Annotated in this window: 23 protein-coding genes and 1 riboswitch; of the genes, 17 read left to right on the top strand and 6 right to left on the bottom strand. The window is 72.7% G+C overall.

Going from position 1 to position 25,459, the window contains the following annotated elements; genetic code table 11:
- The first annotated feature begins 15 nt into the window (after window positions 1-15).
- The 17 genes from AMK27_RS24465 to AMK27_RS24385 all read left to right on the top strand — a co-directional run bounded on the left by AMK27_RS24465 (window position 16) and on the right by AMK27_RS24385 (window position 19,648).
- Complete coding sequence (locus AMK27_RS24465) at window positions 16-294, top strand: hypothetical protein (protein WP_073912231.1); 279 nt, start codon at window positions 16-18, stop codon at window positions 292-294.
- A gap of 48 nt (window positions 295-342) precedes the next feature.
- On the top strand, window positions 343-1,407 hold the full coding sequence (locus AMK27_RS24460) for a glycosyltransferase family 2 protein (RefSeq protein WP_073912229.1): 1,065 nt from the start codon (window positions 343-345) through the stop codon (window positions 1,405-1,407).
- Between the two features lie 43 nt (window positions 1,408-1,450).
- Window positions 1,451-2,413: a UbiA prenyltransferase family protein gene (locus AMK27_RS24455; RefSeq protein WP_073912227.1), complete on the top strand. Its 963-nt coding sequence runs from the start codon at window positions 1,451-1,453 to the stop codon at window positions 2,411-2,413.
- Window positions 2,410-3,516, top strand: a complete 1,107-nt coding sequence (locus AMK27_RS24450) for a lysylphosphatidylglycerol synthase transmembrane domain-containing protein (protein ID WP_073912225.1) — start codon at window positions 2,410-2,412, stop codon at window positions 3,514-3,516. The genes AMK27_RS24455 and AMK27_RS24450 overlap by 4 nt, the downstream gene beginning before the upstream one ends.
- Window positions 3,517-3,518: 2 nt before the next feature.
- A complete protein-coding gene (locus AMK27_RS24445) occupies window positions 3,519-4,949 on the top strand; it encodes an aspartate aminotransferase family protein (protein WP_073912223.1) in 1,431 nt (476 codons plus the stop codon).
- On the top strand, window positions 4,943-6,010 hold the full coding sequence (locus AMK27_RS24440) for an NAD-dependent epimerase/dehydratase family protein (protein WP_073912221.1): 1,068 nt from the start codon (window positions 4,943-4,945) through the stop codon (window positions 6,008-6,010). Before AMK27_RS24445 ends, AMK27_RS24440 begins: the two co-directional genes overlap by 7 nt.
- Window positions 6,011-6,022: 12 nt before the next feature.
- Window positions 6,023-7,096, top strand: coding sequence for a glycosyltransferase family 2 protein (locus AMK27_RS24435; RefSeq protein WP_073912219.1), 1,074 nt, complete (start codon window positions 6,023-6,025; stop codon window positions 7,094-7,096).
- Window positions 7,089-8,225, top strand: coding sequence for an endonuclease/exonuclease/phosphatase family protein (locus AMK27_RS24430; RefSeq protein ID WP_073912217.1), 1,137 nt, complete (start codon window positions 7,089-7,091; stop codon window positions 8,223-8,225). The genes AMK27_RS24435 and AMK27_RS24430 overlap by 8 nt, the downstream gene beginning before the upstream one ends.
- A complete protein-coding gene (locus tag AMK27_RS24425) occupies window positions 8,222-9,202 on the top strand; it encodes an endonuclease/exonuclease/phosphatase family protein (RefSeq protein WP_073912215.1) in 981 nt (326 codons plus the stop codon). The genes AMK27_RS24430 and AMK27_RS24425 overlap by 4 nt, the downstream gene beginning before the upstream one ends.
- A gap of 17 nt (window positions 9,203-9,219) precedes the next feature.
- Complete coding sequence (locus tag AMK27_RS24420) at window positions 9,220-10,185, top strand: aldo/keto reductase (RefSeq protein WP_073912213.1); 966 nt, start codon at window positions 9,220-9,222, stop codon at window positions 10,183-10,185.
- Window positions 10,175-12,220 (top strand): MMPL family transporter, encoded by a 2,046-nt coding sequence (locus AMK27_RS24415; RefSeq protein ID WP_073912211.1) that lies wholly within the window; start codon window positions 10,175-10,177, stop codon window positions 12,218-12,220. Before AMK27_RS24420 ends, AMK27_RS24415 begins: the two co-directional genes overlap by 11 nt.
- Window positions 12,221-12,311: 91 nt before the next feature.
- A complete protein-coding gene (locus AMK27_RS24410) occupies window positions 12,312-13,295 on the top strand; it encodes a helix-turn-helix transcriptional regulator (protein ID WP_073912208.1) in 984 nt (327 codons plus the stop codon).
- A gap of 140 nt (window positions 13,296-13,435) precedes the next feature.
- Complete coding sequence (locus AMK27_RS24405) at window positions 13,436-13,690, top strand: DUF3311 domain-containing protein (protein ID WP_107425671.1); 255 nt, start codon at window positions 13,436-13,438, stop codon at window positions 13,688-13,690.
- A complete protein-coding gene (gene mctP, locus AMK27_RS24400) occupies window positions 13,687-15,312 on the top strand; it encodes a monocarboxylate uptake permease MctP (protein WP_073912205.1) in 1,626 nt (541 codons plus the stop codon). Before AMK27_RS24405 ends, mctP begins: the two co-directional genes overlap by 4 nt.
- Window positions 15,313-15,433: 121 nt before the next feature.
- Window positions 15,434-15,934 carry a GNAT family N-acetyltransferase gene (locus AMK27_RS24395; RefSeq protein WP_073912202.1) on the top strand — a complete coding sequence of 167 codons (501 nt, stop codon included), beginning with the start codon at window positions 15,434-15,436 and terminating at the stop codon, window positions 15,932-15,934.
- Window positions 15,935-15,979: 45 nt separating this feature from the next.
- A riboswitch (cobalamin riboswitch) is annotated at window positions 15,980-16,121 on the top strand.
- A gap of 132 nt (window positions 16,122-16,253) precedes the next feature.
- Window positions 16,254-18,632 (top strand): ribonucleoside-diphosphate reductase subunit alpha, encoded by a 2,379-nt coding sequence (locus tag AMK27_RS24390; RefSeq protein WP_073912199.1) that lies wholly within the window; start codon window positions 16,254-16,256, stop codon window positions 18,630-18,632.
- The gene (locus tag AMK27_RS24385) at window positions 18,632-19,648 is read left to right on the top strand and encodes a ribonucleotide-diphosphate reductase subunit beta (RefSeq protein ID WP_073912196.1); all 1,017 of its coding nucleotides are present in this window, start codon (window positions 18,632-18,634) and stop codon (window positions 19,646-19,648) included. Before AMK27_RS24390 ends, AMK27_RS24385 begins: the two co-directional genes overlap by 1 nt.
- A gap of 69 nt (window positions 19,649-19,717) precedes the next feature.
- On the opposite strand, the gene def is transcribed toward AMK27_RS24385, so the two are convergent.
- From def to AMK27_RS24355, 6 genes are all read right to left on the bottom strand, one after another.
- Window positions 19,718-20,350, bottom strand: coding sequence for a peptide deformylase (def, locus tag AMK27_RS24380; protein ID WP_073912193.1), 633 nt, complete (start codon window positions 20,348-20,350; stop codon window positions 19,718-19,720).
- A gap of 67 nt (window positions 20,351-20,417) precedes the next feature.
- On the bottom strand, window positions 20,418-21,398 hold the full coding sequence (locus tag AMK27_RS24375; RefSeq protein WP_055600922.1) for a tetratricopeptide repeat protein: 981 nt from the start codon (window positions 21,396-21,398) through the stop codon (window positions 20,418-20,420).
- Between the two features lie 79 nt (window positions 21,399-21,477).
- Window positions 21,478-22,770 carry an HD-GYP domain-containing protein gene (locus AMK27_RS24370; RefSeq protein ID WP_073912190.1) on the bottom strand — a complete coding sequence of 431 codons (1,293 nt, stop codon included), beginning with the start codon at window positions 22,768-22,770 and terminating at the stop codon, window positions 21,478-21,480.
- Complete coding sequence (locus AMK27_RS24365; protein ID WP_445194870.1) at window positions 22,767-24,209, bottom strand: HD-GYP domain-containing protein; 1,443 nt, start codon at window positions 24,207-24,209, stop codon at window positions 22,767-22,769. Before AMK27_RS24365 ends, AMK27_RS24370 begins: the two co-directional genes overlap by 4 nt.
- Window positions 24,210-24,351: 142 nt before the next feature.
- Window positions 24,352-24,669 carry a mycothiol system anti-sigma-R factor gene (gene rsrA, locus AMK27_RS24360; protein WP_030320825.1) on the bottom strand — a complete coding sequence of 106 codons (318 nt, stop codon included), beginning with the start codon at window positions 24,667-24,669 and terminating at the stop codon, window positions 24,352-24,354.
- Window positions 24,666-25,322 (bottom strand): sigma-70 family RNA polymerase sigma factor, encoded by a 657-nt coding sequence (locus AMK27_RS24355; protein WP_030207302.1) that lies wholly within the window; start codon window positions 25,320-25,322, stop codon window positions 24,666-24,668. Before AMK27_RS24355 ends, rsrA begins: the two co-directional genes overlap by 4 nt.
- Between the last annotated feature and the right edge of the window lie 137 nt (window positions 25,323-25,459).

The following is a 25,459-nucleotide window of genomic DNA, read 5'->3' as shown; positions in this document are numbered from 1 at the left end:
CTCGTCGGCATCTCGATGAGGGCACCGGACGACGAACCCGCCCCGGACACCGACCCCCCACCGGCCCCGTCCGCCGCACTCCTCGTCGAGACGCTGCACCGCGTCGCCCGTCCGCAGGACCGTTTCGAGTCCGCACGGGCGCTGGTTCTCGACCGGACGATCCGCCTGGCCCTCTACATCCGGGGCCCCGACGAGATCGAAGCCGTCGGCCACGCGCTGCTGCTCTGCCGGCGCCTCCTCGGCCACTCCCCCGAGCTCTCCCACCACCGCATCGCGGACTTCCGGCTGCTCTGAAGCGCCCCCCACGCCGAAATCCCCCGACCGCCCTCCCGAGGAACCCCCATGTCCAGGGCTCGTCCCAGCGTGTCCGTCGTCATCCCCAACTACAACTACGAGAAGACCCTCCACGCCTGCCTGACCTCGGTCTTCGCCCAGACCCACGCCCCGCTCGACGTCATCGTCGTCGACGACGCGAGCACCGACAGGTCCCGGGACATCGCCCGGGAGTTCGACGTCGTCCTGATCGCCAACCCCCACAACAGCGGGGTGTCCGCCGCCCGGAACCTCGGGGCCGCCGCCGCCCGCGGCGAGGTCCTCTTCTTCCTCGACTCGGACACCGCCCTCCACCCCGAGGCCCTCGCCAACGCCGCCGACCTGCTCAGGGACGACCCCGGCCTCGGCTGCGTCCACGGCGTGCTGGACCCCGAGCCGCTCTTCGACGACGGGCCCGTGGAGCGCTACCACGCCCTGCACGCCCACTTCTGGCGCCGCCGCGCCGTCGGCGAGGTCCGCACCGCGTTCTTCGCCCTCGGCGCGATCCGCAAGGAGGTCTTCGAGGCGACCGGACCCTTCGACGAGAACCTCCGGGACTCGGAGGACGTCGAGTACAGCGGCCGGCTCGTCCGCACCCACCGGATCGTGATGACGGAGGCGATCCGCGGCCGGCACGACGACGTCGACCGGCTCGGGGCGATGCTCCGGGAGCAGTACCGGCGCTCGCAGCTGCTCATCGCGGCGCTCGGACAGCTGCGGGAGGGCGGCCTCACCGCCAACCGGCCGCTCGGCGTCCTCGCCGCCGCGCTCACCCTCCCCACCCTCCTGCTCGGCCTGCTCACGCCGTGGCTGCTGCTCGTCCCGGCCCTGTGCGCGCTGGTCTTCGCCTGCGCCGACCCGGGCCTGAGCAGGTTCGCCCTGCGGACCCGCGGACCCGGCTTCCTCCTCTACTTCACCGCCGTCCACTTCGTCCTGCACCAGGCGATCGTGCTCGGCGCGGCCCGGGGCACCGTCCGCTGGCTCACCGAGCCGGACTTCGGGCCCAGCGTGCGCCGCCGCGGCAAGGCCGTCCCGGCGGACCGCCCCGACGCCACCGCAGGCTCCCCCTCCCTCACCTCGACCTCCACCGGATGACCGCCGCCCCTTCCCGTACGCCCCTCCCCCCAGGAGTCCGTTCATGGCCACGCCCACGCTCACCGGCCGAGAGGCGCCGACGGCCCGCCCGCCGGCCTCCCGCCCTCCCAGTCGGCTCGCCGACCTCACCTCCCTCGTACGACCCCACCAGTGGACGAAGAACCTGGTCGTCGTCCCCCTCGGTCTGCTCGGCGCGCCCCACCTCGACGGTGCCGCGCTCGGCGGGGCCCTCGCCGCGATCGGGGTCTTCACCCTGGCCTCCGCGCTGATCTACCTGGTCAACGACCTCGGCGACCGGGACAGGGACCGCCGGCACCCGGAGAAGCGGCACCGGCCGATCGCCGCCGGCCGCATCGGCGTCGGGACCGCCGTCTCCTTCGCCGCCGCCCTCGCCGTCCTCCTCGCGGCGACGGTCGCTCTCACGGCGGTGACCGGGACGGCCTCGCTCGTCGACTGGTGGCCGGTCGCCGCGTACGTCGCACTGAACGCCGCGTACAGCAAGGGGCTCAAGCACGTCCCGCTGCTCGACGTCTTCATCGTCGCCCTCGGCTTCGTCCTGCGGCTCGCCCAGGGCTGCCTGGCCTCGGGCAACCCCGTGCCGAGCTGGCTCACCCTCTGCGTCTTCTCCCTCTGCCTGCTGCTGATCCTGGGCAAGCGGCGCCACGAGATGGCGGTCGGCGGGGTGCTGCACCGGCCCGCGCTGCGCGGCTACACCCTCGGCTTCCTCGACCAGCTGCTCGCCTTCACCGCGGTGCTCACGGCGGTCAGCTACGTCCTCCAGGTGCAGGGCAGCCCGGTCTTCGGCCCGCACGGACCGCTGGTCGCGGTGCTGACGGCCCCGTTCGCGCTCTTCGGACTCGCCCGCTACCTGCAGCTGCTCGTGGTCGACGCGGGCGGCGGCAATCCCTCGCGGGCGCTGTTCAGCGACCGGATGACCGTCTCCAACGCCCTGCTCTGGTCGGCGCTGCTCGCAGGCGCGTGGCCGCTGAGCCACCTCGGGTCATGACGGCGCCGACCACCGCCCCGACCGTCGCGCCGACCGTCGCACCGACAGGCACCGGGCCCGACCCGACGCCCGCCCCGACGCCCGGCCGGACAACCGACCCGCAGCCCGCCCCGACAACCGGCCAGGAGGCCGCCCCGCTCCCCGCCGCGGCCGAAGCTCCCCCGGCCCCGCGCGGCCGACTCCGCCGCGCCCTCCCCGTCCTCTTCCCGGTCGCCGTCGTCACCGGCATCGGCTTCGCCCTGTACGGCCGGGCCGGCGAGCTCGCCGCCCTCGTCCTGCGCCCCGACTCCGTCCCGTACCTCCTCGCCGCGCTGGTCGCCAACGGACTCGCCGTCCTGCTCTCCATGGCCACCTGGCGGACCCTCCTCACCGACCTGGGTCCCGGAGTGCCGGGCCGGACCGCGACCCGGATCTACTTCACCTCCTACCTCGGCAAGTACGTGCCCGGGGCCGTCTGGGGCGTCCTCGCCCAGCTGCGGATGGGCGGCGCGGCGGGTGTGTCCGCGCCGGTCGTGCTCGCCGTCTTCCTGCTGAACCTGATCGTGGCCGTCCTCACCGGCCTCGCCGTCGGCCCGATCGCCGCACCCTGGACGATCGGCGCGGAGGCCTGGTGGCTGGTCCTGCCGGGCGCGGTCACCGTCGCCTTCGCCGTAAGGCCAGGACTGCTGCACCACCTGGCGGCGTCCGCCGCCCGGCTCGCCCGCCGGCCGGCGCCCGCCACCCGGGCGAGCGACCGGGGCATGCGCCGGGCGCTCGCCTCGGCCACCGCGTCCTGGGCGGTCGGCGGGCTGCACCTGTGGGCCCTCGCCGTGATGCTCGGCGCCCCGCCGCTGACCGCGCTGCCGGTCTGCGTGGGCGGCTTCGCCCTGGCCACCGCCGCCGCCAGCCTCGTCGTCGTGCTGCCGGACGGCTGGGGTGCCCGCGAGGCCCTGCTGCTCCTGGCGCTGACCGCCGTACTGCCCTGGCAGGAGGCGACCGCCGTCGCCGTCGCCAGCCGGGTGGTCTGCACCCTCAGCGAGGTCCTCGTCGGCGGCGCCGCCCTCCTCCTGACCCTCCCCCGTCGTTCCGCTCCCCCCGCCCGCCCGATCCCCGCGAAGGACTGACCATGCCCCCGCTGTACTCCGTCGACGACTGCGAGTCGCTGACGACGAAGCAGGTCCACGGCCTGTACAAGGACCACGTCAACAAGAGCCAGGTCTCCCTGATGACCTCCTTCGGCTTCGGCCAGGAGCTCGTCGAGAGCGCCGAGGGCGTCTGGATCACCCAGCGCGACGGCCGCCGCGTGCTCGACTTCACCGGGGGCGTCGGCGTCCTCAACCACGGCCACAACCACCCCCGGATCCTCGCCGCCCGGCAGCGCTTCCAGGAGCGGAAGAGCATGGAGGTCCACAAGACCTACTTCTCGCCGTACGTCGCGGCCCTGGGCCACAACCTCGCGGAGCTGCTGCCCGGCGACCTGAACATGTCGTTCTTCCCGAACTCCGGTGCGGAGGCGGTCGAGGGCGCGGTCAAGCTGGCGTACAAGTACCACGGCGGCCGGCGCTCCCGGGTCCTGCGGGCCGACATCTCCTTCCACGGCAAGCTCCTCGGCTCGGGCAGCCTGACCGGCCAGAACCAGTCCGGGTTCCAGTTCCCCGGCATCCCCGGCGTGGGGATCTTCCGGTACGGGGACCTGGACTCGGTCCGTACGCTGGTCGCCGAACTCCGCACCGAAAAGGGCGAGTCGGACGTGTACGCGATCCTCATCGAGCCGCTGTCGGCGTCGACGATGAACGAGTGCTCGGAGGAGTTCCTGCGCGGGCTGCGGGAGTTGTGCACGGCCGAGAACATCGTGCTGCTCTTCGACGAGATCTACACCGGCTGGGGCAAGACGGGCACCCTCTTCCACTTCATGCGGTACGAGGGCCTGGTCCCCGACATCCTCACCACCTCCAAGTCCTTCGGCGGCGGCAAGTCCTCCATCTCCGCCTTCGTGGCCCGCGAGCCGGTCTTCCGCAAGGCCTACGACAACCTCACGGACGCCCTCCTCCAGTCGACGTCCACCACCTACTACGGCTTCGGCGAGGAGGCGGTCACCGCCATCGAGGCCGTCAACGTGGCCGTCGAGGACGACTATCCGGCCCGCGCCCGGGACATCGAGCGGATCCTCGCGCCCGGTCTGGCGCGGATCGCCAAGGAGTACCCGGACGTGGTGGCCGAGGTCCGCGGCCACGGCGCGCTCCACGGGGTCTTCCTGCACAAGGGCCCGAAGATCCTGGAGCTGGTGACGAAGCTGGTGCCCGGCGCGATGACGAAGGACCCGCGCTTCCGCACCAAGCTCATCACCTCGTCGGTGGTCAACGCCCTCTACCGGGACCACGGCATCTACACGTACTACACGCTCAACGGCGACAACCCGCTGATGGTGGCCCCCTCGCTGGTCGCCGAGCCGCACGAGGTCGAGTTCTTCCTGGACTGCCTCGACAAGACCCTCGCCCAGGGTCTGCCCCGTCTGCTCACCCGTTTCGTCAAGGAGAAGGTGTCGTCGCTGTGGTAGAGCGCATTGTGGTGACCGGCGGTGCCGGCATGCTCGGTTCGACCCTGATCGACCGGCTGCTCGGCGACGGCCGCCAGGTGCACTGCGTGGACCTGCGGGCCCCGCGCACGGAGCACGAGAACCTGACGCACACCGTCTCGGACGTCCGGGACGCGGTGACGATGAAGCGGGTCACGGCGGACGCGGACGTGGTGGTGCACTGCGCCGCCGCCCTGCCCAGCTACCCGGCCGACATGATCCGCTCGGTGATCGTCGGCGGCACAGAGGCGGTCCTGACGGCAGCCGAGGCGAACGCCGTGCCCCGGGTCGTGCACATCTCCTCGACCGCCGTGTACGGCCTGCCGAAGGTGGTGCCCACGCCGGAGGAGTACCCGCGCGAGCCCGTCGACACGTACAGCGCGGCCAAGGCCGAGGCCGAGGAGGTCGCCGAGCGGTTCCGCGGCCGGGAGATGTGCGTACCGATCCTGCGGCCCAAGACCTTCCTCGGGCCGGGCCGGATGGGCCTGTTCGCGATGCTCTTCGAGTGGGCCGAGGAGGGCCGGAACTTCCCCGTCCTGGGCCGGGGCGACGTCCGCATCCAGATGTTCGACGTGGACGACCTCGTCGACGCGGTCGTCACCGCGATGGACGCGCCGGCCGCGAAGGCCGACGACACCTTCAACCTGGGCGCCACCTCGTTCGGCACGATCCGCGAGGACTTCCAGGCCGTCCTGGACGCCGCGGGGCACGGCAAGCGGGTGCGGTCCATGCCCGCGAAGCCGGCGCTCGCCGCGCTCAGCCTGCTCCAGCGCTCCGGTCTCTCCCCCGTCTACGGACGCCTGCTGCACAAGCTCCTCGACGACAGCTTCGTCTCCACCGACAAGGCCCGGGACGTCCTCGGCTTCCGTCCGAAGCACTCCAACCAGGACGCGATCCTCCGCACCTTCGCCTGGTGGCGCGAGCAGCGGCTCGCCACCGCCGCGCTCCCCGCCGGCGCCCGCCCCGCGAAGAAGGGCGAGGGCGTCACCAGTGTCGAACCGTGGCGGCAGGGGGCCCTCTCCCTCGCCAAGGTCCTTTTCTAGGAGAACCCGATCATGTCCGTTCCGCTGGTCTCCGTCATCGTCCCCAACTACAACTACGGCCGCTCGATCGGCCTGTGCGTCGAGGCCGCCCTCGCCCAGACGTACCCGAACGTCGAGGTCCTCGTCGTCGACGACTGCTCCACCGACGACTCCGCGGCGATCGCCGCCGCGGCCGGCGCCCGCGTGGTCTCCACCGGTGTGAACAGCGGAGTCGCGGTCGCCCGCAACCTCGGCGCCGAACTGTCCTCGGGCGAGATCCTGGTCTTCCTCGACTCCGACGTCGCCATGCACCCCGACGCCGTCGCCAGGTCCGTCGAACTCCTCGGCTCCGGACAGGGGTACGGGGCGATCTGCGGCACCTACGAGCCCGAGCCGCTCATCCGCGACAGCCTGATCGAGGAGTACCGCTCGCTCCAGCAGTACCACCTGCTCCTGAAGTCCGAGGGCGTCATCGACACCGTCCACACCGCGATCCTGGCGATCCCCCGGCGGGTCTTCGACGAGGTGGGACCGTTCAACCCGATCCTGCGGCACACCGAGGACCAGGATTACGGACGCCGCATCTCGGAGCGGTACACGGTGCTCAGCTCCCTGGAGGTGCGCGGCCGGCACGACCACGACGACACCGTGCGGATCGTCCTCGACAAGGTCTTCGCGCGGGCCCGGCTCGCCGTCCCGCTCATCCTCGGCAGACGGCACCTCCAGGGCGGCTTCGTCACCGGCCCGCGGGCCGGGGCCAGCCTCGCCGCGCCCCTGACGGTGGCCGCGCTCGCCGCGCCGGCGCTGTGGGGAGCGGTGTGGGCGCTGCTGCCGCTCGCCCTGTTCGCCCTCGGTGTGTGGGGCGATCTGGACATGTACCGGGAGGTGCGGCGGCACCGGGGGCGGCTGTTCCTCGGGTACTTCGTGGCCGTCAACTTCCTCGTGAACCTGACGGTGTTCGCGGCGATCGGGGTCGCGGGCGTGCAGTGGCTGTGCTCGAAGCGGTTCCGGCACCTGTACGACCCGCAGCCCCTGCCGGACCGCCCGGCGGCGGCCGCCGGGGTGGCCGCGGGGGCTGCGGGGGCCGCGGGGGCCTCCCATGGCTGACACGCTCACGCCGACCGGGGCCCCGGCACAGGCCCCGGCCGGCCCCGGACGGGTCGCCCCGGCCCGGCGGCGCCTGAACCGGCTCGTCCTCGGCGCGGCCCTCGCCTGGCTCGTCCTGCTCCTCGTCGAGTGGGCGGCGGACGGCCGGATCTGGCTCGGGCACCTGGTGGGCATCGTCCCGCCGGCCGTGTTCGCCGTGGTCCCGCTGCTGCTCGCCGCGCTCGCCCCGCTCGCCCGGGGCGCCGCCCGGTGGCGGAGCCTCGCGGCCGCCGCGCTCGCCCTGGTCGTGGGCTTCGGGCAGTCGGGCTTCGACCCGGCGGCGCTGTGGCGGTCGGAGCCGAGGCCCGGCCCGGACTCCGTACGGGTCTTCGCCTGGAACACCAACTCGTGGAACCAGCTCCTCGGCACCCAGGACCACTTCTACGCGTTCCTGAAGGCGAAGGACGCGGACGTCTACCTGCTGCACGAGTACCAGCACGTGACCGCCGACCGCAAGGGCAGGCTGCCGATCGACGACCTGGCGCGGCTGCACCGGGAGTTCCCCGGCTACGAGGTCGCGGTCCGGGGCGAGCTGGTGACGCTCTCCCGCTTCCCGATCCTGCGGCAGCCGGCCGTGGGCCCGGCCGCCGACCTGCCGCCGGGCGCGGACTGGCGGGCGGAGTACCGGGAGAACAAGGTGCTGCGGACGGACGTGCGGGTCGGGGGCCGGACGGTGTCGTTCTACAACGTGCACATGCCGGTGTGGAACAGCATGCCGGACGGGCTGCTCTCCGCCGCGTTCTACCGCCACATGCGGGAGCGGTTCGCCCCGCGCCGGGCGCAGTACGCGGGCCTGGAGGCCGACCTCGCGGCCAACCGCAACCCGGTCGTGGTGGCCGGCGACTTCAACGCGACGGCGGCGATGTCGGACCTCGACCCGCTGCGGGAGCGCCTCGACGACGCGGCGGACGTGAGCACGGACCCGTACCCCACGAGCTGGGAGGAGGGCGGCTGGAAGCCCTTCTGGCGGACCGACTGGGCGTTCACGGGCAACGGGGCGAAGGCCGAGCGCTACGAGTTCAACGAGCCCGAGAAGCTCTCCGACCACGCGGTACAGGACCTGTGGGTGTCCCTGCCGGGGAACGGGTGACCGACGTGCTGCTGTCCTGCGCCCTGGTCTGGGCGGTGTTCCTCGCCCTGCACCTCGCGCTGAACGGGCGCTGGTGGCCCTGGCTCGCGGTCTCCCTGCTGCCGCCGCTCGCCTTCGCCGCCGTCCCGCTCGCCCTGCTCGCGGCCGCCGCGGTCTCCGGCGGGTGGACGGCAGGGGCCGTCGCCGCGGGCTCCCTGCTCGCGGGCTGGACGCAGAACGGCGTCAACCTGCGGGCGCTCGGCCGCCGTTCGGAGGCGGGGGCGGGGCTGCGCATGGTCTCCTGGAACACTCAGCACTGGAACCAGGGCGGCGACCCCGAGCGCTTCTACGCCTTCCTGCGCTCCCTCTCGGCGGACGTCTACGTCCTCCAGGAGTACCTGAACGGCTTCGAGGGCGGCGAGGTCTGGGACATCGACGACGAGGAGCGGATCCGGGCCGCGTTCCCCGGGCACCACCTGGCCGTCGGCAACAACTCCGTGACGCTGTCGCGGTTCCCGCCCGCCGGGGAGCCCGTCCCGGTCGGCGCCTGCTCGCTCCGGGTGGACCTGCGCGTCGGAGAGGGCATCCTGTCGACGTACAACGTGCACATCCCGGTCCAGCTCACGGTGATGAACCCGCTGCGGCCCGCCTTCCTCCGGGACATGCGGCGCCGGGCCGCCGCCCGCGACCGGGAGTACGCGGCGCTCGTCGCCGACCTGCGGGGCAACCCGCACCCGGTCCTGGTGACCGGGGACTTCAACACGAGTGCCGCCATCGGCGACATCCGCCGGATGCCGCGCTCGCTGCGCGACGCGATCGGCGCCTGCCGCTCGGTCCTCCCGGCCAGCTGGAACGCCCGCGCGCGGCTGCGGCTGTGGCGGATCGACTGGGCGTTCACCGGCGGCGGCGCGCGGGTCGGCTCGTACCGCTTCCGTGCCGCGGAGGACCTCTCGGACCACCTGGTCCAGGAACTGACCGTCACCACCCCCCACCGATGAGAGAGAGGGAAGAACCGATGGAGTACACCCACCTGGGCGGCCCTGAGGGCCCCCGTGTGAGCACCCTGTGCCTGGGCACCCTGCCGTTCGGCACCCGGATCGACGAGGCCGCCGCCTTCGCCGTCCTCGACCGCTTCCACGAGGCCGGCGGCACCTTCATCGACACCGCCAACACCTACGCCTTCTGGGAGCCGGGCGCGACCGGCGCCGAGAGCGAGCTGCTGATCGGCCGCTGGCTGCGCAGCCGGGGCGTCCGGGACGAGATGGTGCTCGCCACCAAGGTCGGCGCGCTGCCCGACCCGCCCGGTTCGGCCTGGCCCGAGTGCGCGGAGGGGCTCTCGGCCCCGGTGCTGCGCCGGCAGGTGGAGGAGAGCCTGCGGAACCTGGGCACGGACCGGATCGATCTCTACTACGCGCACATCGACGACCGGCGGACGCCGGTCGCCGAGACCATGGGCGCCTTCGGCGAGCTGGAGGACACCGGGAAGATCGGCCGGGCCGGCTGCTCCAACTTCGCGGCCTGGCGGATCGAGGAGTCGCGGGCCGCGGCGGTCGCCGCCGGGGTGCCGGACTACGCGGCCGTGCAGCAGCGGTACACCTATCTGCGGCCGCGCCCCGGTGCGGAGTTCGGGGTGAACCCGCACGCGTCGGAGGAGCTGCTCGACTATCTGGGGACCCGTCCGGAGCTGACGTTCACGGCGTACACGACCCAGCTGACGGGGGCGTACACCGACGCGGGCAAGGAGGTGCCGGAGCAGTACCGGCACGAGGGTTCGGAGCGGCGCCTCAAGGTGCTCGCGGAGGTCGCCGCGGAGCTGGGCGTGACCGCCAACCAGGTCGTCCTCGCCTGGGCGTTGGGCGGTGAGCTGCCCGTACTCCCGGTGATCGGGGCGAGTTCGACGGCGCAGCTCGACGAGACGCTGGGCGCGCTGGGGCTGCGCCTGGACGACGAGCTGAGGAAGCGGCTCGACGATGTCGACTGAACCGAGCCTGCGCATACGGGACTTCGCGCTCCGCCACCGGGTGACCGTCGGCGTGGTGTGGCTGCTCGTACTGCTGCTCGGCGGCGCGGCGGCGGTGGCCGGCCTGGGCCGCCTGGACCAGTCGTTCACCGCCTCCGGCGGGCCGGGGCACCGCGCGAACCAGGCGATCCAGGAGCGGTACGGAAACGGGGCGGCCGTCGCCCCGCTGGTCGCCGTCGCGAGCTGGCCGGCGGCCACGGACGTACGGACCGCGGAGACGGCCGGGCGTTTCGCGGACGCCGTCCGGCGGGCGGCGGGCCCCGGCGCGCGGACGGTCTCGTTCGCGGGCACGGGCGACGAGGGGTTCCTCGGCGCGGACGGCCGCACGGTGTACGCGCTGGTCTACCCGGGGGCGGGGAAGCCGGACCTCGCGGGGCTCGCGGCCGTCGAGGCCGCGGCGGGCACCCTGCGCGCGGGGCTGCGGTCGGCGCTGCCGGCGGTCCGGGTCGAGGTGACGGGCGTGCTCCCGCTCCAGCACGACAGTGCGGTGGCGGGGCCGGGCCCGGCGGTCCTCGCCGTGAAGGCGGGGTGCGCGCTCGGGCTGCTCGTGCTGCTGGTCCTGGCGTTCCGCTCGCCGCTCGGGGCGTCGGCACCGCTGCTGCTCGCCGGGGTGACCTCGGTGGGGGCGCTGGTCCTGGTGGAGGCGGTGGCCCGGTTCACCGAGATCAGCTTCATCGTGGTCTACCTGGTGCCGGTCACGGCCCTGGTGCTCGCGGTGCACCGCTGGGCGCAGCCGCCGGGGACCGCCGGGCGGTCCGCGGTGGCGGCCGGTGCGGCGGGGGCGGCGGCCTGCGCGGTCCTCGCGGTCTTCCCGGCGGCGTTCCTCCGCTCGGTCGGGGTCGCGGGTCTCGCGGTGTGGGTCGTGGGCACGGCGGCGAGCCTCACCCTGGCGCCGGTGCTCGGCTCGCTGGCGACACGGACGACACGGACGCCACAGACGACGCGGCCATCACGGCCTTCGCCGACCGCACCGACCGCGGTTACGGCACGGACGGCGAGTACAGCGGGTGCGGCACGGACGGCGAGTACAGCGAGTGCGGCACGGACGGCGAGTACAGCGAGTGCGGCACACGGGCGCGGCGGACGGCGCCCCCGCGCGCTCCCGGCGGCGATCGGCCTCGCCCTCCTCGTGCTGCTCGCCGGCGCGGCCACGCAGCTCCGGGTGGGCAACCCGGAGGCGCACGCCCTGGTGGCGGGCGGCCCGGCCCGCGACGGCCTCGACCGGCTCACGGCGGCCGGGGTGCCGTCGGGCGTCCTGAACCCGCTGGAGGTCCTGGTCCCCGCGGGCACGGACGCGGCGGCCGTGGCCGCGCGGGCGGCCCGCGTCCCGGGGGTGCTGCTCGCGGCGGCGCCGACGGCGGCCGAGTGGCGCCGCGACGGTTCGGCGGTGGTCGTGGTCGTACCGGAGGAGGAGCCGATGACGGCGGCGGGCGCGGCGACGGTGACGGCGCTGCGGTCGGCGCTGTCGGGCGGGGCGGCCGCCCTCCCGGTGGGCGGCTCGGGCGTGGTCGACCGCGATCTCGTCGACGGCGTCTACCGGCTGCTCCCCTTCGCGGTCCCGGCGGCCGCCCTCGCCGCCTTCCTCGCTCTCGCCGCCCTCACCACGGCGGGCGCCGCGGTCCGCGCCGTGTCCGGCGCGCTCCTCACCGCCGTCGCCTCGGCGGGTGCGCTCACCGTGCTCTGGCAGTGGGGCCCGCCCGACACCGGGGCGGTCACCGGCTGGGTCCCGCTGGTCGTCGGCGCCTTCGCCTTCTGCGTGTCCCTCGACCGCTCGGTCGCGTCGGCGGCGGGCGGCCCCTGGTGGGCGGGGCCCGTGGCGGCCGGGGCGGGCGCGCTCGCGGTGCTCGCGGTCGGGATCGGACCGCAGGTCGAACTGGCCCTGCTCGTGTCGGGGTTCGCGATGGCGGCGCTGTTCGACGCACTGGCCGGCGGGCACCGCACCCCGCCCGGGTCACCCGCCCGTCCCACATACCGGAGTTCACTCCAATTGGTCTAGACCTAGAGGGCTCCTCCCACTTAGCATCGACGACCGCGATCACGATTGCGGGGCGGTCGCGGTACGGAACGTGACGAGGGGGAGACAGGGGATGCTGGAGGCGCTCGGCATAAAAGAGTCGACGGAGGCCGTCTACCGATTGCTCCTGGAGCGGCCCGAGTTCGACGTGACGGAGATGGCGGCCCATCTGGGCCGCCCCGAGTCCGAGGTCCGCGAGGCGCTCGCCTGCCTCGCGGACCTCAAGCTCGTGCTGATGGACGACTCCTCGGGCGAGGTCGAACCCTTCCACCCGGACGTCGGCTTCTCCTTCCTGCTCTCCCGCGCCGAGGCCGAGCTGAGCAAGCGGAAACGCCAGGTCGAGCGGGCGGGACGGGCCGTGGCCGGCATCCTCGCCTCGTACGCGGACCACACCGAACCGGGCGTCCGGCACGACCTGGTGGACCGCATCACCGGCCTCGACAACGTCCGGGAGCGCCTGGAGGACCTCGCCGCGAACGCCCGCACCGAGTGCCTCTCGCTGCTCCCGGGCGGCGCGCAGCTCCCCGACACCATGGACGCCAGCCAGCCGCTCGACCAACTCGCCCTGGAACGCGGCGTGAAGATCCGCTCGATCTACCAGGAGAGCTTCCGCAACGACCCGCCGACCGTCGAATACGTGCGCTGGTACTGCGATCTCGGCGGCGAGGCGCGGACCGTGCCCGTGGTGCCGATGCTCATGGTCGTCGTCGACCGGGAGGCCGCGCTCGTCCCCGTCGACCCGGAGGACGGCCGCGCGGGCGCCCTGGAGGTCCGCAGCCCCGGCCTGGTCCACGCGCTCGTGGTGCTCTTCGACCGGCTGTGGGACGCGGGCACCCCGTTCGGCGAGAGCCCCCGCCGCGACGAGCACGACCTCTCCCCGCAGGAACGGGAGTTGCTCATGCTGCTCGGCATCGGCTGCACGGACGACATCGCCGCCCGACGGCTCGGGATCTCGCTGCGGACCGTACGCCGGATGAGTTCGGAGCTGATGAACCGGCTCGGCGCGCGCAGCCGGTTCGAGGCGGGAGTGCGGGCCGCGAAGGAGGGCTGGCTCTGAGCGCCGCGCCGGGGGACCGCTCCCACGACCGCAGCTGACGTAGTCCCATCCGTTATGCGGACAGGGGTTCCATGGAGCAGAACAGTCCCCTAGATTTCCCCACCATTACCGAGGTGATCAGTGAGGGGACCGGAATCGCCATGCCAGAAGCGACACAAGGGAAACAACCCACCATCACGCCGCTGAGAGTGGTGATCGCGCTCTGTCTGTTCGCGCCGTTCGTGGCGATGCTCTGGGTGAGCTCGTACGCGAAGGTCGAACCGCTCCTCGCGGGCATCCCGTTCTTCTACTGGTACCAGATGCTCTGGGTGCTGATCTCCACCGCGCTCACCATGGTCGCGTACAAGCTGTGGCAGCTGGACCAGCGCGCCCGCAAGGGGGGTGACGAGCGATGAAGGACGGCGTGAACGGCGTCGCACTCGCCGTCTTCATCTTCTTCTTCCTGGCCGTCACGGTCATGGGCTTCCTCGCCTCGCGCTGGCGCAAGGCGGAGAACGAGAACAGCCTCGACGAATGGGGCCTGGGCGGCCGCTCGTTCGGCACCTGGGTGACCTGGTTCCTGCTCGGCGGCGACCTCTACACCGCGTACACCTTCGTCGCCGTCCCGGCGGCCATCTACGCGGCCGGCGCGGCCGGCTTCTTCGCCGTGCCGTACACGATCCTGGTCTACCCGCTGATCTTCACCTTCCTGCCGCGCCTCTGGTCGGTCTCGCACAAGCACGGATACGTCACCACCTCGGACTTCGTGCGCGGCCGCTGGGACTCCAAGGGCCTCTCCCTCGCGGTGGCGGTCACCGGCATCCTCGCCACCATGCCGTACATCGCGCTCCAGCTCGTCGGCATCCAGGCCGTCCTGGACGTGATGGGCGTCGGCGGCGGCGAGACCACCCACTGGTTCATCAAGGACCTGCCGCTGCTCATCGCCTTCGGCGTCCTCGCGGCGTACACGTACTCCTCGGGCCTGCGCGCCCCCGCGCTCATCGCCTTCGTCAAGGACACCCTGATCTACATCGTCATCGCGGTGGCGATCATCTACATCCCGATCAAGCTGGGCGGCTTCGACGAGATCTTCGCCAAGGCGGGCGAGGCGTACGCGCAGACCAACCCGGCGACCGGCAAGCCGCGCGGCTCGCTCGTCCCCGGCGACGCGGGCCAGTGGACGTATGCGACGCTGGCGCTCGGCTCGGCCCTCGCGCTCTTCATGTACCCGCACTCCATCACGGCGACGCTGTCGTCCCGGAGCCGCGAGGTCATCCGCCGCAACACCACGATCCTGCCGCTGTACTCGCTGATGCTGGGCCTGCTCGCGCTGCTCGGCTTCATGGCGATCGCCGCCGGCATCCAGGTGAAGAACGGCCAGCTCGCCATCCCGCAGCTGTTCGAGACGATGTTCCCCGACTGGTTCGCGGGCGTCGCGTTCGCCGCCATCGGCATCGGCGCGCTGGTGCCCGCCGCGATCATGTCGATCGCCGCGGCCAACCTCTTCACCCGCAACATCTACAAGGACTTCATCAAACCGGACGCCACCCCGGCCCAGGAGACCAAGGTCTCCAAGCTGGTCTCGCTGCTCGTGAAGGTCGGCGCGCTCGCCTTCGTCCTCACCATGGACAAGACGGTCGCGATCAACTTCCAGCTGCTCGGCGGCATCTGGATCCTGCAGACCTTCCCGGCCCTCGTCGGCGGCCTCTTCACCCGCTGGTTCCACCGCTGGGCGCTGCTCGCCGGCTGGGCCGTCGGCATGGTCTACGGCACGGTCGCCGCGTACGGGGTGGCCAGCCCGACCCAGAAGCACTTCGGCGGCTCCTCCGCCGAGATCCCCGGCATCGGCGAGATCGGCTACATCGGCCTCACCGCCTTCCTCCTCAACGTCCTCGTCACGGTCGTCCTGACCTTCGTCCTCAAGGCCGTCAAGGCCCCCGAGGGCGTCGACGCGACCTCCCCCGAGGACTACACGGCGGACGCCGGCGACCGCGGGGTCGACACGAAGCTCCCGAAGCTGGGCGCCGAGACCCACTGACCACCCGGCCGGACCCCGGCCGTCGCGGCACATGCGGGCCGCCCCGCCTCCCCGGAGGCGGGGCGGCCCGTCCCGTGGACCGCCCTGACGCCGGACGGCCCGCCGGAGGCACACTGCCCTCATGGACTTCACGATCAGGGCGGTACGGCCCGAGGACCACGAGGCGCTCGGTGAACTCACCGCGGGGACCTATCTGAACGACGGACTGCTGAAGTACGGGGCGGAGGACTCGTATCTGCACGTGCTCCGGGACACCGCCCGGCGGGCGCGCGAGAGCGAGGTCCTCGTCGCCGAGGACGCCGACGGACTGCTGCTCGGCGGGGTGACCTTCGCCACCGGCTCCACTCCCTGGGCGGACATCGCGATCGAGGGCGAGGCCGAGTTCCGGATGCTCGTGGTCGCCCGGGAGGCTCGCGGCCGGGGCGTCGGAGAGGCCCTCGTACGGGCCTGCATCGAGCGCGCGCGGGCCCTCCCCGGCTGCCGCCGCATCGTGCTCTCCACGGACGCCACGATGGTCTCCGCACACCGGATCTACGAGCGTCTGGGCTTCCTCCGCACCCCGGACCGGGACTGGGAGCCGATCCCCGATCACTCTCTGCGCACCTACGCCCTGGAGTTCTGACTCCACCGCGCGACACAACATGTGGGGGGTTCCGCAAGCGGAGCCCCCCACATGTATGCTCGTGCTCGCTGTCGACGCAGGGGAATCCGGCGCGAATCCGGAACTGTCCCGCAACGGTGTGCTTCGTACGGATACGACGTGTTCGGACGAGGTGAGTCCGAGGACCTGCCGCCAGCGCACCCGGTCCATCCGTTCCGGGTGCCGATGACTTCCGGGCCTCGCGGAGTGGGCCGGTGGACACAGCGCGTCCGGCGTCCGGACCTTCGTGTGCCCTCCTCCCCCGCCCGCGGCCCCGAGCCGAGCGAGGGAGAGCCCCCACGTGACCATCGCGCCCGCCGATCCGGCTTCCGCCGAGGCTTCCGCGGTCGAGAGCGACGGCCCCGGGACCGTGCTGCTGCGGACCCTGACCGACCTCACCGCCGATCTCCCCGACACCGACCCCGGCAAGGTCGCCGCCGCCGCCCTCCGCGGCCGCAGCGCCGCCGCGGACGACGCGGAACTGCGCGAGCTGGCCACCGAGTCGGCCGCCGGCCTGATCGCCGAGGACCCGGCGTACTCCCGGCTCGCCGCCCGGCTCCTGACGATCACGATCGCCGACGAGGCCGCCGGCCAGGGCTCGTACTCCTTCTCGGCCTCCGTCGCCGTCGGCCACCGCGAGGGCCTGATCGCCGACCGCACCGCGGAGTTCGTGGCGCAGCACGCGGACCGGCTCGACGCGACGATCGACGCGGCCGGGGACGACCGCTTCGGCTACTTCGGCCTGCGCACCCTCTACTCGCGCTACCTGCTGCGCCACCCGATCACCCGCAAGGTGATCGAGACCCCGCAGCACTTCATGCTCCGCGTGGCCTGCGGCCTCGCCGAGGACGACAGCGTCCGCGCGCTCGACGAGGTCGCCGCCCTCTACCGCCTGATGAGCCGGCTCGACTACCTGCCGTCCTCCCCCACGCTCTTCAACTCCGGCACCCGCCACCCGCAGATGTCCTCCTGCTACCTCCTGGACTCCCCGCAGGACGAGCTCGACTCCATCTACGACCGCTACCACCAGGTCGCGCGCCTCTCGAAGCACGCGGGCGGCATCGGCCTCTCCTACTCCCGCATCCGCGCCCGCGGTTCGCTGATCCGCGGCACCAACGGGCACTCCAACGGCATCGTGCCGTTCCTGAAGACCCTCGACGCCTCCGTCGCCGCGGTGAACCAGGGCGGCCGCCGCAAGGGTGCCGCCGCCGTCTACCTGGAGACCTGGCACGCGGACATCGAGGAGTTCCTGGAGCTCCGCGACAACACGGGCGAGGACCAGCGCCGTACGCACAACCTGAACCTGGCGCACTGGATCCCGGACGAGTTCATGCGCCGGGTCAACGCCGACGCCGACTGGTCGCTGTTCTCCCCGGCGGACGTGCCCGAGCTGGTCGACCTGTGGGGCGAGGAGTTCGACGCCGCCTACCGCAAGGCCGAGGCGGCGGGCCTGGCCCGCAAGACGATGCCGGCCCGCGACCTGTACGGCCGGATGATGCGGACCCTGGCCCAGACCGGCAACGGCTGGATGACCTTCAAGGACGCTTCGAACCGGACCGCCAACCAGACCGCCGAGCCGGGCACCGTCGTCCACTCCTCGAACCTCTGCACCGAGATCATCGAGGTCACGAACGACGGCGAGACGGCCGTCTGCAACCTCGGCTCGGTCAACCTGGGGTCCTTCGTGACCGGCGGGGACATCGACTGGGAGCGCCTCGACGCCACCGTCCGCACGGCCGTCACCTTCCTCGACCGGGTCGTCGACATCAACTTCTACCCGACCGAGCAGGCGGGCCGCTCCAACGCCCGCTGGCGTCCGGTCGGCCTGGGCGCCATGGGCCTCCAGGACGTCTTCTTCCAGCTGAAGCTGCCGTTCGACTCCGCCGAGGCGCGCGCGCTGTCCACCCGTATCGCCGAGCGCATCATGCTCGCCGCCTACGAGGCCTCCGCCGACCTCGCCGAGCGCAACGGCCCCGTCCCCGCCTGGGAGCAGACCCGCACCGCCCGCGGCGTGCTGCACCCCGACCACTACGACGTGGAGCTCAACTGGCCGGAGCGCTGGGCCGCGCTGCGCGAGCGGATCGCCGTCACCGGCATGCGCAACAGCCTCCTCCTCGCCATCGCGCCGACCGCGACGATCGCCTCGATCGCCGGTGTGTACGAGTGCATCGAGCCGCAGGTCTCCAACCTGTTCAAGCGCGAGACGCTCTCGGGCGAGTTCCTCCAGGTCAACTCGTACCTGGTCGACGAGCTGAAGAAGCTCGGCGTGTGGGACGCGCAGACCCGTGAGGCGCTGCGCGAGTCCAACGGCTCGGTGGCCGGCTTCACCTGGGTCCCGGCCGAGGTGCGCGAGCTGTACCGCACGGCGTGGGAGATCCCGCAGCGCGGTCTGATCGACATGGCCGCCGCCCGGACGCCGTTCCTGGACCAGTCGCAGTCGCTGAACCTGTTCCTGGAGACGCCGACCATCGGCAAGCTGTCGTCGATGTACGCGTACGCCTGGAAGCAGGGTCTGAAGACGACGTACTACCTGCGCTCCCGTCCGGCGACCCGGATCGCGCGCGCCGCCCAGGCCGCGACGCCCGCCGCCGCCACCATCCCCGTCCAGCAGGCGACCTCCGACGCGGACGCCCTCGCCTGCTCCCTTGAGAACCCCGAGTCCTGCGAGGCCTGCCAGTAATGAGCACCAACGAGAAGAAGAACCTCCTCGACCCGGGCTTCGAGCTGACCCTCCGTCCGATGCGCTACCCGGACTTCTACGAGCGCTACCGGGACGCGATCAAGAACACCTGGACCGTCGAGGAGGTCGACCTCCACTCGGACGTCGCCGACCTCGCCAAGCTGACGCCGGCCGAGCAGCACATGATCGGCCGCCTGGTCGCGTTCTTCGCGACGGGCGACTCGATCGTCTCGAACAACCTGGTGCTGACGCTCTACAAGCACATCAACTCCCCGGAGGCGCGCCTGTACCTGTCGCGCCAGCTGTTCGAGGAGGCCGTGCACGTCCAGTTCTATCTGACGCTGCTCGACACCTACCTGCCCGACCCGGACGACCGCGCCGCCGCGTTCGACGCGGTCGAGGAGATCCCCTCCATCCGCGAGAAGGCCCAGTTCTGCTTCAAGTGGATGGACTCGGTCGAGAAGATCGACCGCCTGGAGACGGCCGCCGACCGCCGCCGCTTCCTGCTGAACCTGATCTGCTTCGCCGCGTGCATCGAGGGCCTGTTCTTCTACGGCGCCTTCGCGTACGTGTACTGGTTCCGCTCCCGCGGCCTGCTCCACGGCCTCGCGACGGGCACCAACTGGGTCTTCCGTGACGAGACGATGCACATGAACTTCGCCTTCGAGGTCGTGGACACCGTCCGCAAGGAGGAGCCGGAGCTCTTCGACGACGCCCTCCAGCAGCAGGTCACGGACATGCTGAAGGAGGCCGTCGAGGCGGAGCTGCAGTTCGGCCGCGACCTGTGCGGCGACGGCCTGCCGGGCATGAACACCGAGTCGATGCGCGAGTACCTCCAGTGCGTCGCCGACCAGCGCCTCCAGCGCCTCGGCTTCGCCCCGGTGTACGGCTCCGAGAACCCGTTCTCCTTCATGGAGCTCCAGGGCGTGCAGGAGCTCACCAACTTCTTCGAGCGCCGTCCGTCCGCCTACCAGGTGGCGGTCGAGGGCTCGGTGGACCTGGACGAGGACTTCTAGGACCCCGCCGTACGAGAGGGGCCCCGCACTCGGTCGAGTGCGGGGCCCCTCTCGTACGCGTACCGGCGGTCAGGCGTTCGGTACCGTCTCGTAGCGCGGGGTGCCCTCTTCCATCTGGCGGAGGGCGTCCTTGCGGTCGCGCTTGGAGAGGCGGTCGATGTACAGGTAGCCGTACAGGTGGTCCGTCTCGTGCTGGAGGCAGCGGGCGAAGTAGCCGGTGCCGCGCACCTTGATCGGGTTGCCCTGGGCGTCCTGGCCGTGGACCTCCGCGTAGTCGGGGCGGGCCAGCTCGGCGTAGGCGGTCGGCACGGAGAGGCAGCCCTCGTTGGACTCGTCGAGGACGCGCGCCTCGGCCGGGAGCTCCTGGAGGACCGGGTTGATCACGACGCCGGTGTGCCGGACGCCGTCGTCGTCGGGGCAGTCGTAGACGAAGACCTTGAGGTCCACACCGATCTGGTTCGCGGCGAGGCCGACGCCCTCGGCGGCCTTCTGGCTCGCGAACATGTCGTCGATGAGCGCCGCGAGCGAGTCGTCGAACTCGGTGACGTCCTTGCACTCCTTGTGGAGCACCGGGTTGCCGACCACCGTGATCGGGCGGGCCGTGCCGCGCTCACGGTGGGCGAGCTCGCGTGCCTCGCAGTCCTCCGTGTCCACGACGAACCCGTCGTTGATCGTCTGCTCGTCCGTCTCCTGCTGCGCCATGTCCGGCCGCGCCTTCCTGAAAACCCGATTCCGTCGAGAGACAGCCTACGGGCCCGGCAGGGAACGCTCAGCAGACCTCTTCGAGATCCCGCCACTCACGGCTGTCGGGGCTGTCCGCCACCCAGCCGTCGAGGAGCCCGCGCACCAGGCCCGCCGGGGCCGCTATGCCGCACTCGCGCTCGGGGACCCACAGCTCGCCCGGCGAGCGGTGCCCGAGCGGCCCGGGGTGGCCCGGTTCGCTGTGGTCGTGCGGGTCGGAGTGCTCGCCCTCGCCCTCGGCGCTCGGCATGGTCGACTCGGAGCAGGCGCGGCAGAGCAGCCGCACGGAGGACGACCAGTCCTCGGCGGCGAATCCCGCTTCCGCGGCGAGCTGCTCCAGGGCGTCCCGGTCGGCCTCGGTGGCGGCCTCCAGGAGGACCACCCAGGTGGGGACGGGTGAGGGGGCCCACAGCTCGATCTCGTCGAAGACCGGGTAGGAGGGGCCGGCGGTGGTGGTGCGCTCGCCGTTCGGCACGCCGTCGTGGAGGACGACCTCGCCCCAGCGGCGCCCGGAGGACGGCAGCGGGATGGAGAGGACCTCGATGCGGGCCGGGTCGAGCCGGCGGCCCCACACGACCTCGGCCTCGCCCTCGGGCGACAGCCGGACGGCGGCGCTGCCCAGCTCCATCCCGGCGGGCTCACCGGTGCCGGCGGCGGCGCCGGGGACCTTCAGTCCGTAGGCCTGCCAGGCGCGGCGGGCCAGCGGCCAGTCCTGGAGCGCGGTGGCCGCGATGCCCACGTTCCACCAGTCGGGGGCTCCGCTCTCCTTGTCGAGCAGCGCGACGGCGCGGAGCCCGGCGGCACGCGCCTGCTCCCAGTCGTGCCGGAACTTGTGCAGCAGCGCCAGGTTGAACCAGGACTCCGAGAGCCAGGGCTCCAGGTCCGCCGCACGCGTCAGGAGTGCCCCCGCGTCCTCGTACCGGCCGTCGCCGATCAGCGTGAACGCGCGGTCGGTGGCCTGCCGCCATGAGGCGGAGGGCCGATGCCGTACCTTCCCGAAGATCTTCACGATTCCCGCCTGCCGGTCGCTTCACCCTCTTGTTCGCATCCAACCATGCCCGGTCGGACGCGCGCTCATTACCCATGGGTTACCCAGTCGCGACGGAGGTCACCCCAGCCGCTCCGCCTCGCGCCAGGACCCTGGCCAGGCATTCGACGACATCCGGGTGATGGTCGCGGGCGGTGCCGAGTCTGAGCCGTTCCAGGGCGTCGAGGGCGGCGCCCGCGCGTTCGCCGCCCGCGAGGTCGTCGTAGGCGTTCACGGTCCGCACGATCCGGGCGGGCAGCGACTGCTCGCGGTACGGGTCCGCCTGGTGCTCCACGACGACGGCGACGGCCTCGGGGACACCGGTCATGCGGACGACCTCGCCGCCGAGGAGGGCGATCCGGCGCTGGTCCTCGGCGGGCAGCAGGGCGGTGGCGCCGCCGGCGACGGGGTCGACGAGGGAGAGCTGGCCGATGTCGTGCATGAGCGCCGCGTGCTCGAGGACCGCCAGCTCGGCGCCGGAGAGGCCCAGCTCCCGTCCGACGGCGGTGCTGAGGGCCGCGACCCGGCGGGTGTGGCCGGGCGGGGTGCAGCCGGCGATCTCGGTGGCGCGGGCGAGGGACGCGATGGTCTGCCGGTTGACGGTGCGCACGGCGGCGTACCGCCGGAAGGAGACCTGGGTGAGCAGCAGCGGCACGGCGAGCACGGGCAGCGCCCAGAGCCCGGCGGCGGCCACGCCGAGTGCCATGACGATGCCGGTGGCGCCGACGGCGGAGCCGATGCCGAGGAGGGAGCGCAGTTCGTCGCGGAGGAGGGGGCCGTACGGGAATCCTGTGCGGGCGCGGAGCACGAGGGCGGCGAGGACCGCGTCGCAGAGGGCGGTCAGGACGAGCAGCAGGACGAGGAAGAGGGCGTACGCGGGGCCCTGGCCGAGGTGCTCGACGACGGCTCCCGCGTTGTAGAGGGGCTGGAAGCAGAGTGCGGCGAAGCCGACGGTGAGGACGCGGCGGGCGAGGTCGTCGAGGCCCGGCCCGTGGCCGCGGGCGATGTGGGGGACGATCCCGGCGAGGCCGGCGGCGACGACGACGGCGACGATCTGGAGGACGCCGTGGGTGGTGGCGGTCCCGGCGCTCGCGCCGAGCAGGGCGTAGGCGAGGGCTCCGGCGGCGGCGAGCGGCGCGGGCTCCCTTCCTCCCGGGGCTTCGTGCGCGGGCGGTGCGCCGGTGCCGGGTGCGGCGCCCCAGCGGGCGAGCTCGCCGAGGACGATGAGGGTGCCGAAGGCGAGGGCGTTGCCGGGTTCGTCGACGCCGTACCAGAGGGTGGAGGCGAGTCCGGCGAGGCCGAGCAGGAGCGCGGCCCCGTGGACGGCGCCGACGGTGGCGGCGCCGGGCCTCATGCGCGCTCCTTGGGCCTGGTGCCGGGTGCGCCGGGTCCTTCGGGTGCTCCGGGTGCTCCGGGGCGCCGGGCGGCGTCGGCGTCGCGGGCGGGCGGCACGTTCCCGCCGGCCGGGGCCGTCGGTGCGGTCTCGTCGGCGGTGACGGCGGGCTGCCAGCCGTGCCGGTCGAGGGCGCGGACGAGGGCGGCGACCATCCGGGCGTCGAACTGGCTTCCGGCGCAGCGCTCCAGTTCGGCGACGGCGGTCGGCACCGGGCGGGCCCGGCTGTAGGAGCGGGTGGAGGTCATGGCGTCGAAGGCGTCGGCGACGGCCACGACCCGGGCGAACTCGGGGATCTCGTCGCCGTGCAGCCCGTACGGGTAGCCGCTGCCGTCCATGCGTTCGTGGTGGTGGAGGATCGCGGCCCGCGCCTCGCCGAGGAAGCCGATGCCGCGGACCATCTCGTGTCCGTACTCCGGGTGGAGTTCGATGACCCGGCGCTCCTCGGGGGTGAGGGGGCCGTCCTTGCGGAGGACCCGGGTGGGCACGCCCAGCTTGCCGACGTCGTGGAGGATGCCGGCGAACCGCACGACGTCGAGCCGCTCCTCGGCCATGCCGAGCTCGCGGGCGATCAGGACGGAGGCGTGGCCGACGCGTTCGCTGTGGCCGCGGGTGTAGCGGTCCTTGATGTCGACGGCCTGGACGAGGGCGCGGATGGTGGCCTGGTGGGCGGCGCGCTCGCGGTGGTACTGGGCGAAGACCCAGCAGGAGATGTACATCGGGAGGAGCACGAAGAGGGCCGAGACGGGTCCGTAGGCGCTGCGCCAGAGGACGGCCATCATCAGTCCGGCGAGGCCGTGGACGGCGTGCGGGGCGAGTGCCCGGCCGAGGAGGCCGTGCCAGGCGGCGCGCGGGGGGATGCCGTCGGCGGTCGCCCGGATGCCGCCGTCGAGGGCGGTCAGGACGAGGCAGAAGGCGAGTGCCGCGGCGCCCGCCGGCAGCAGCGCGTCCGGGAAGTCGGGGGCGTCGTGGCCGTGTCCGAGGGCGCGGGCGCAGCTGAGGGCCGCGGCCGTCTGGGCGGCGGCCCAGGTGGCGAGGGCGGTGGCGGCGGCCCGCCAGGCGCGGCGGGGCCCGGCCGGGGGTTCGTCGACGCGGGCGAGGAGGCTGCCGGGGAGGGCGGTGAGCGCGGCGGCGGCGGGCGGCAGGAGGAGGGCGGCGGCGAGGAGGACGGGGAAGAAGGAGCCGGTGCCCATGGGGACGGAGCCGCCGACCGCGCGGCCGAGGAGGCGGCAGCGGGCGGGCAGTTCGCAGAGCGCGTACAGGGCGGCGAGGAGCGCGACCGTCGCCCAGGGGGTGGCCGCGCCGGGGCGGAGGGCGGGCAGGGCGGAGGCCCCGGCGCCCAGCAGGACGCAGCCGATGTACACGCGGGCCGCGCGCGGAATGACCTTCACGCCCATCATCCCCGTCACGGTAGCGAGTGGGGCGGCCCGTGACGGCGGGGTGGAGCGGATTCGCACCATCGGGTGATACAAGCTGAATATACGGAGGAGGCCCCCGCGACCCTGTCGCGACGACCTCCTTCTCCCGCTGCGGAAGGGGGAGTTACTCCTGGGGTGCCGGCGTCGTCGGCACGATCGGCGCGATCTCCTGCTCGGGCACCAGGTGCCCGGAGCGGATCAGGTCGATCCGGCCCATGACCTTGGAGCGCAGGTCGGTGGGGACGTCGTCACTGCCGCAGCAGCGCTTGACGAGCTTCTTCACGGCCTGCTCCAGGCCGTACTTCTCCAGGCACGGGGAGCACTCCTCGAAGTGCACCTCGAACTTGGTGCAGTCACTGTCGGGCATCTCGTTGTCGAGGAACTCGTACAGATGATCCAGGACTTCCGAGCAATCCGTCTCGTGCGGCTCTCCGCAGCTCATGAGCCCGAGCCTTTCAGATCGTTCGACGACTCTCCGGCGCCCGCGGGTACCAGCCCGCGGTCGCGGGCGTAGTCCTCGAGCATGCCGCGCAGCTGGCGGCGACCCCGGTGCAGCCGGGACATCACCGTACCGATGGGTGTCCCCATGATGTCCGCGATCTCCTTGTACGCAAAGCCCTCGACATCCGCGAGATAGACGGCGATGCGGAACTCCTCGGGAATCGCCTGGAGCGCTTCCTTCACGTCGGAGTCGGGAAGGTGGTCGAGAGCCTGCGACTCGGCGGAGCGCAGACCGGTCGACATGTGCGACTCGGCACGCGCGAGCTGCCAGTCCTCGATCTCCTCGGCCGCGCTGCGCTGGGGCTCGCGCTGCTTCTTGCGGTACGAGTTGATGAAGGTGTTCGTGAGGATGCGGTACAGCCAGGCCTTGAGGTTCGTGCCCTCGCGGAACTGGTGGAAGGATCCGTACGCCTTGGCGTACGTCTCCTGCACGAGGTCCTCCGCGTCCGCGGGGTTGCGCGTCATGCGCAGCGCGGCCGAGTACATCTGGTCGAGGTAGCCGAGGGCGTCCCGCTCGAAGCGCGCGTTGCGCTCCTCGGTCGTCTCCTCGGGGCCGTCGTCGGTCCCTGTGTCGGTCCCAGTGACCGGACCCACCTCCTCCAGCGCGGCGGCGAGCCCGAGGGCGGACCCGCTCGTTTCGGAGGATAGACGAGGAACCGCTCCGCCCGCCGCCCGAATCCGGGCTCCCTTGGGGGCGGGCAGCACTGTCCAGTCGAGGTCAGCGGCCTGCG

The organism is Streptomyces sp. CB02009, from assembly GCF_001905825.1.
GTDB lineage: Bacteria > Actinomycetota > Actinomycetes > Streptomycetales > Streptomycetaceae > Streptomyces.
The sequence above is the reverse complement of the archived record's forward strand: the minus strand, read 5'-3'. Positions and strand labels throughout refer to the sequence as shown.

Bases quoted from the DNA above. Each gene is read 5' to 3' on its own strand.
- AMK27_RS24465 (WP_073912231.1), top strand. From the start codon at position 16: ATGAGGGCACCGGACGACGAACCCGCCCCGGACACCGACCCCCCACCG.
- AMK27_RS24415 (WP_073912211.1), top strand. From the start codon at position 10,175: ATGTCGACTGAACCGAGCCTGCGCATACGGGACTTCGCGCTCCGCCAC.
- AMK27_RS24455 (WP_073912227.1), top strand. From the start codon at position 1,451: ATGGCCACGCCCACGCTCACCGGCCGAGAGGCGCCGACGGCCCGCCCG.
- AMK27_RS24370 (WP_073912190.1), bottom strand. From the start codon at position 22,770: ATGAGGCCCGGCGCCGCCACCGTCGGCGCCGTCCACGGGGCCGCGCTC.
- rsrA (WP_030320825.1), bottom strand. From the start codon at position 24,669: ATGAGCTGCGGAGAGCCGCACGAGACGGATTGCTCGGAAGTCCTGGAT.
- AMK27_RS24430 (WP_073912217.1), top strand. From the start codon at position 7,089: ATGGCTGACACGCTCACGCCGACCGGGGCCCCGGCACAGGCCCCGGCC.
- AMK27_RS24385 (WP_073912196.1), top strand. From the start codon at position 18,632: ATGAGCACCAACGAGAAGAAGAACCTCCTCGACCCGGGCTTCGAGCTG.
- AMK27_RS24435 (WP_073912219.1), top strand. From the start codon at position 6,023: ATGTCCGTTCCGCTGGTCTCCGTCATCGTCCCCAACTACAACTACGGC.
- AMK27_RS24460 (WP_073912229.1), top strand. From the start codon at position 343: ATGTCCAGGGCTCGTCCCAGCGTGTCCGTCGTCATCCCCAACTACAAC.
- AMK27_RS24445 (WP_073912223.1), top strand. From the start codon at position 3,519: ATGCCCCCGCTGTACTCCGTCGACGACTGCGAGTCGCTGACGACGAAG.
- AMK27_RS24395 (WP_073912202.1), top strand. From the start codon at position 15,434: ATGGACTTCACGATCAGGGCGGTACGGCCCGAGGACCACGAGGCGCTC.
- AMK27_RS24420 (WP_073912213.1), top strand. From the start codon at position 9,220: ATGGAGTACACCCACCTGGGCGGCCCTGAGGGCCCCCGTGTGAGCACC.
- mctP (WP_073912205.1), top strand. From the start codon at position 13,687: ATGAAGGACGGCGTGAACGGCGTCGCACTCGCCGTCTTCATCTTCTTC.
- AMK27_RS24365 (WP_445194870.1), bottom strand. From the start codon at position 24,209: ATGATGGGCGTGAAGGTCATTCCGCGCGCGGCCCGCGTGTACATCGGC.
- AMK27_RS24410 (WP_073912208.1), top strand. From the start codon at position 12,312: ATGCTGGAGGCGCTCGGCATAAAAGAGTCGACGGAGGCCGTCTACCGA.
- AMK27_RS24450 (WP_073912225.1), top strand. From the start codon at position 2,410: ATGACGGCGCCGACCACCGCCCCGACCGTCGCGCCGACCGTCGCACCG.
- def (WP_073912193.1), bottom strand. From the start codon at position 20,350: ATGGCGCAGCAGGAGACGGACGAGCAGACGATCAACGACGGGTTCGTC.
- AMK27_RS24405 (WP_107425671.1), top strand. From the start codon at position 13,436: ATGCCAGAAGCGACACAAGGGAAACAACCCACCATCACGCCGCTGAGA.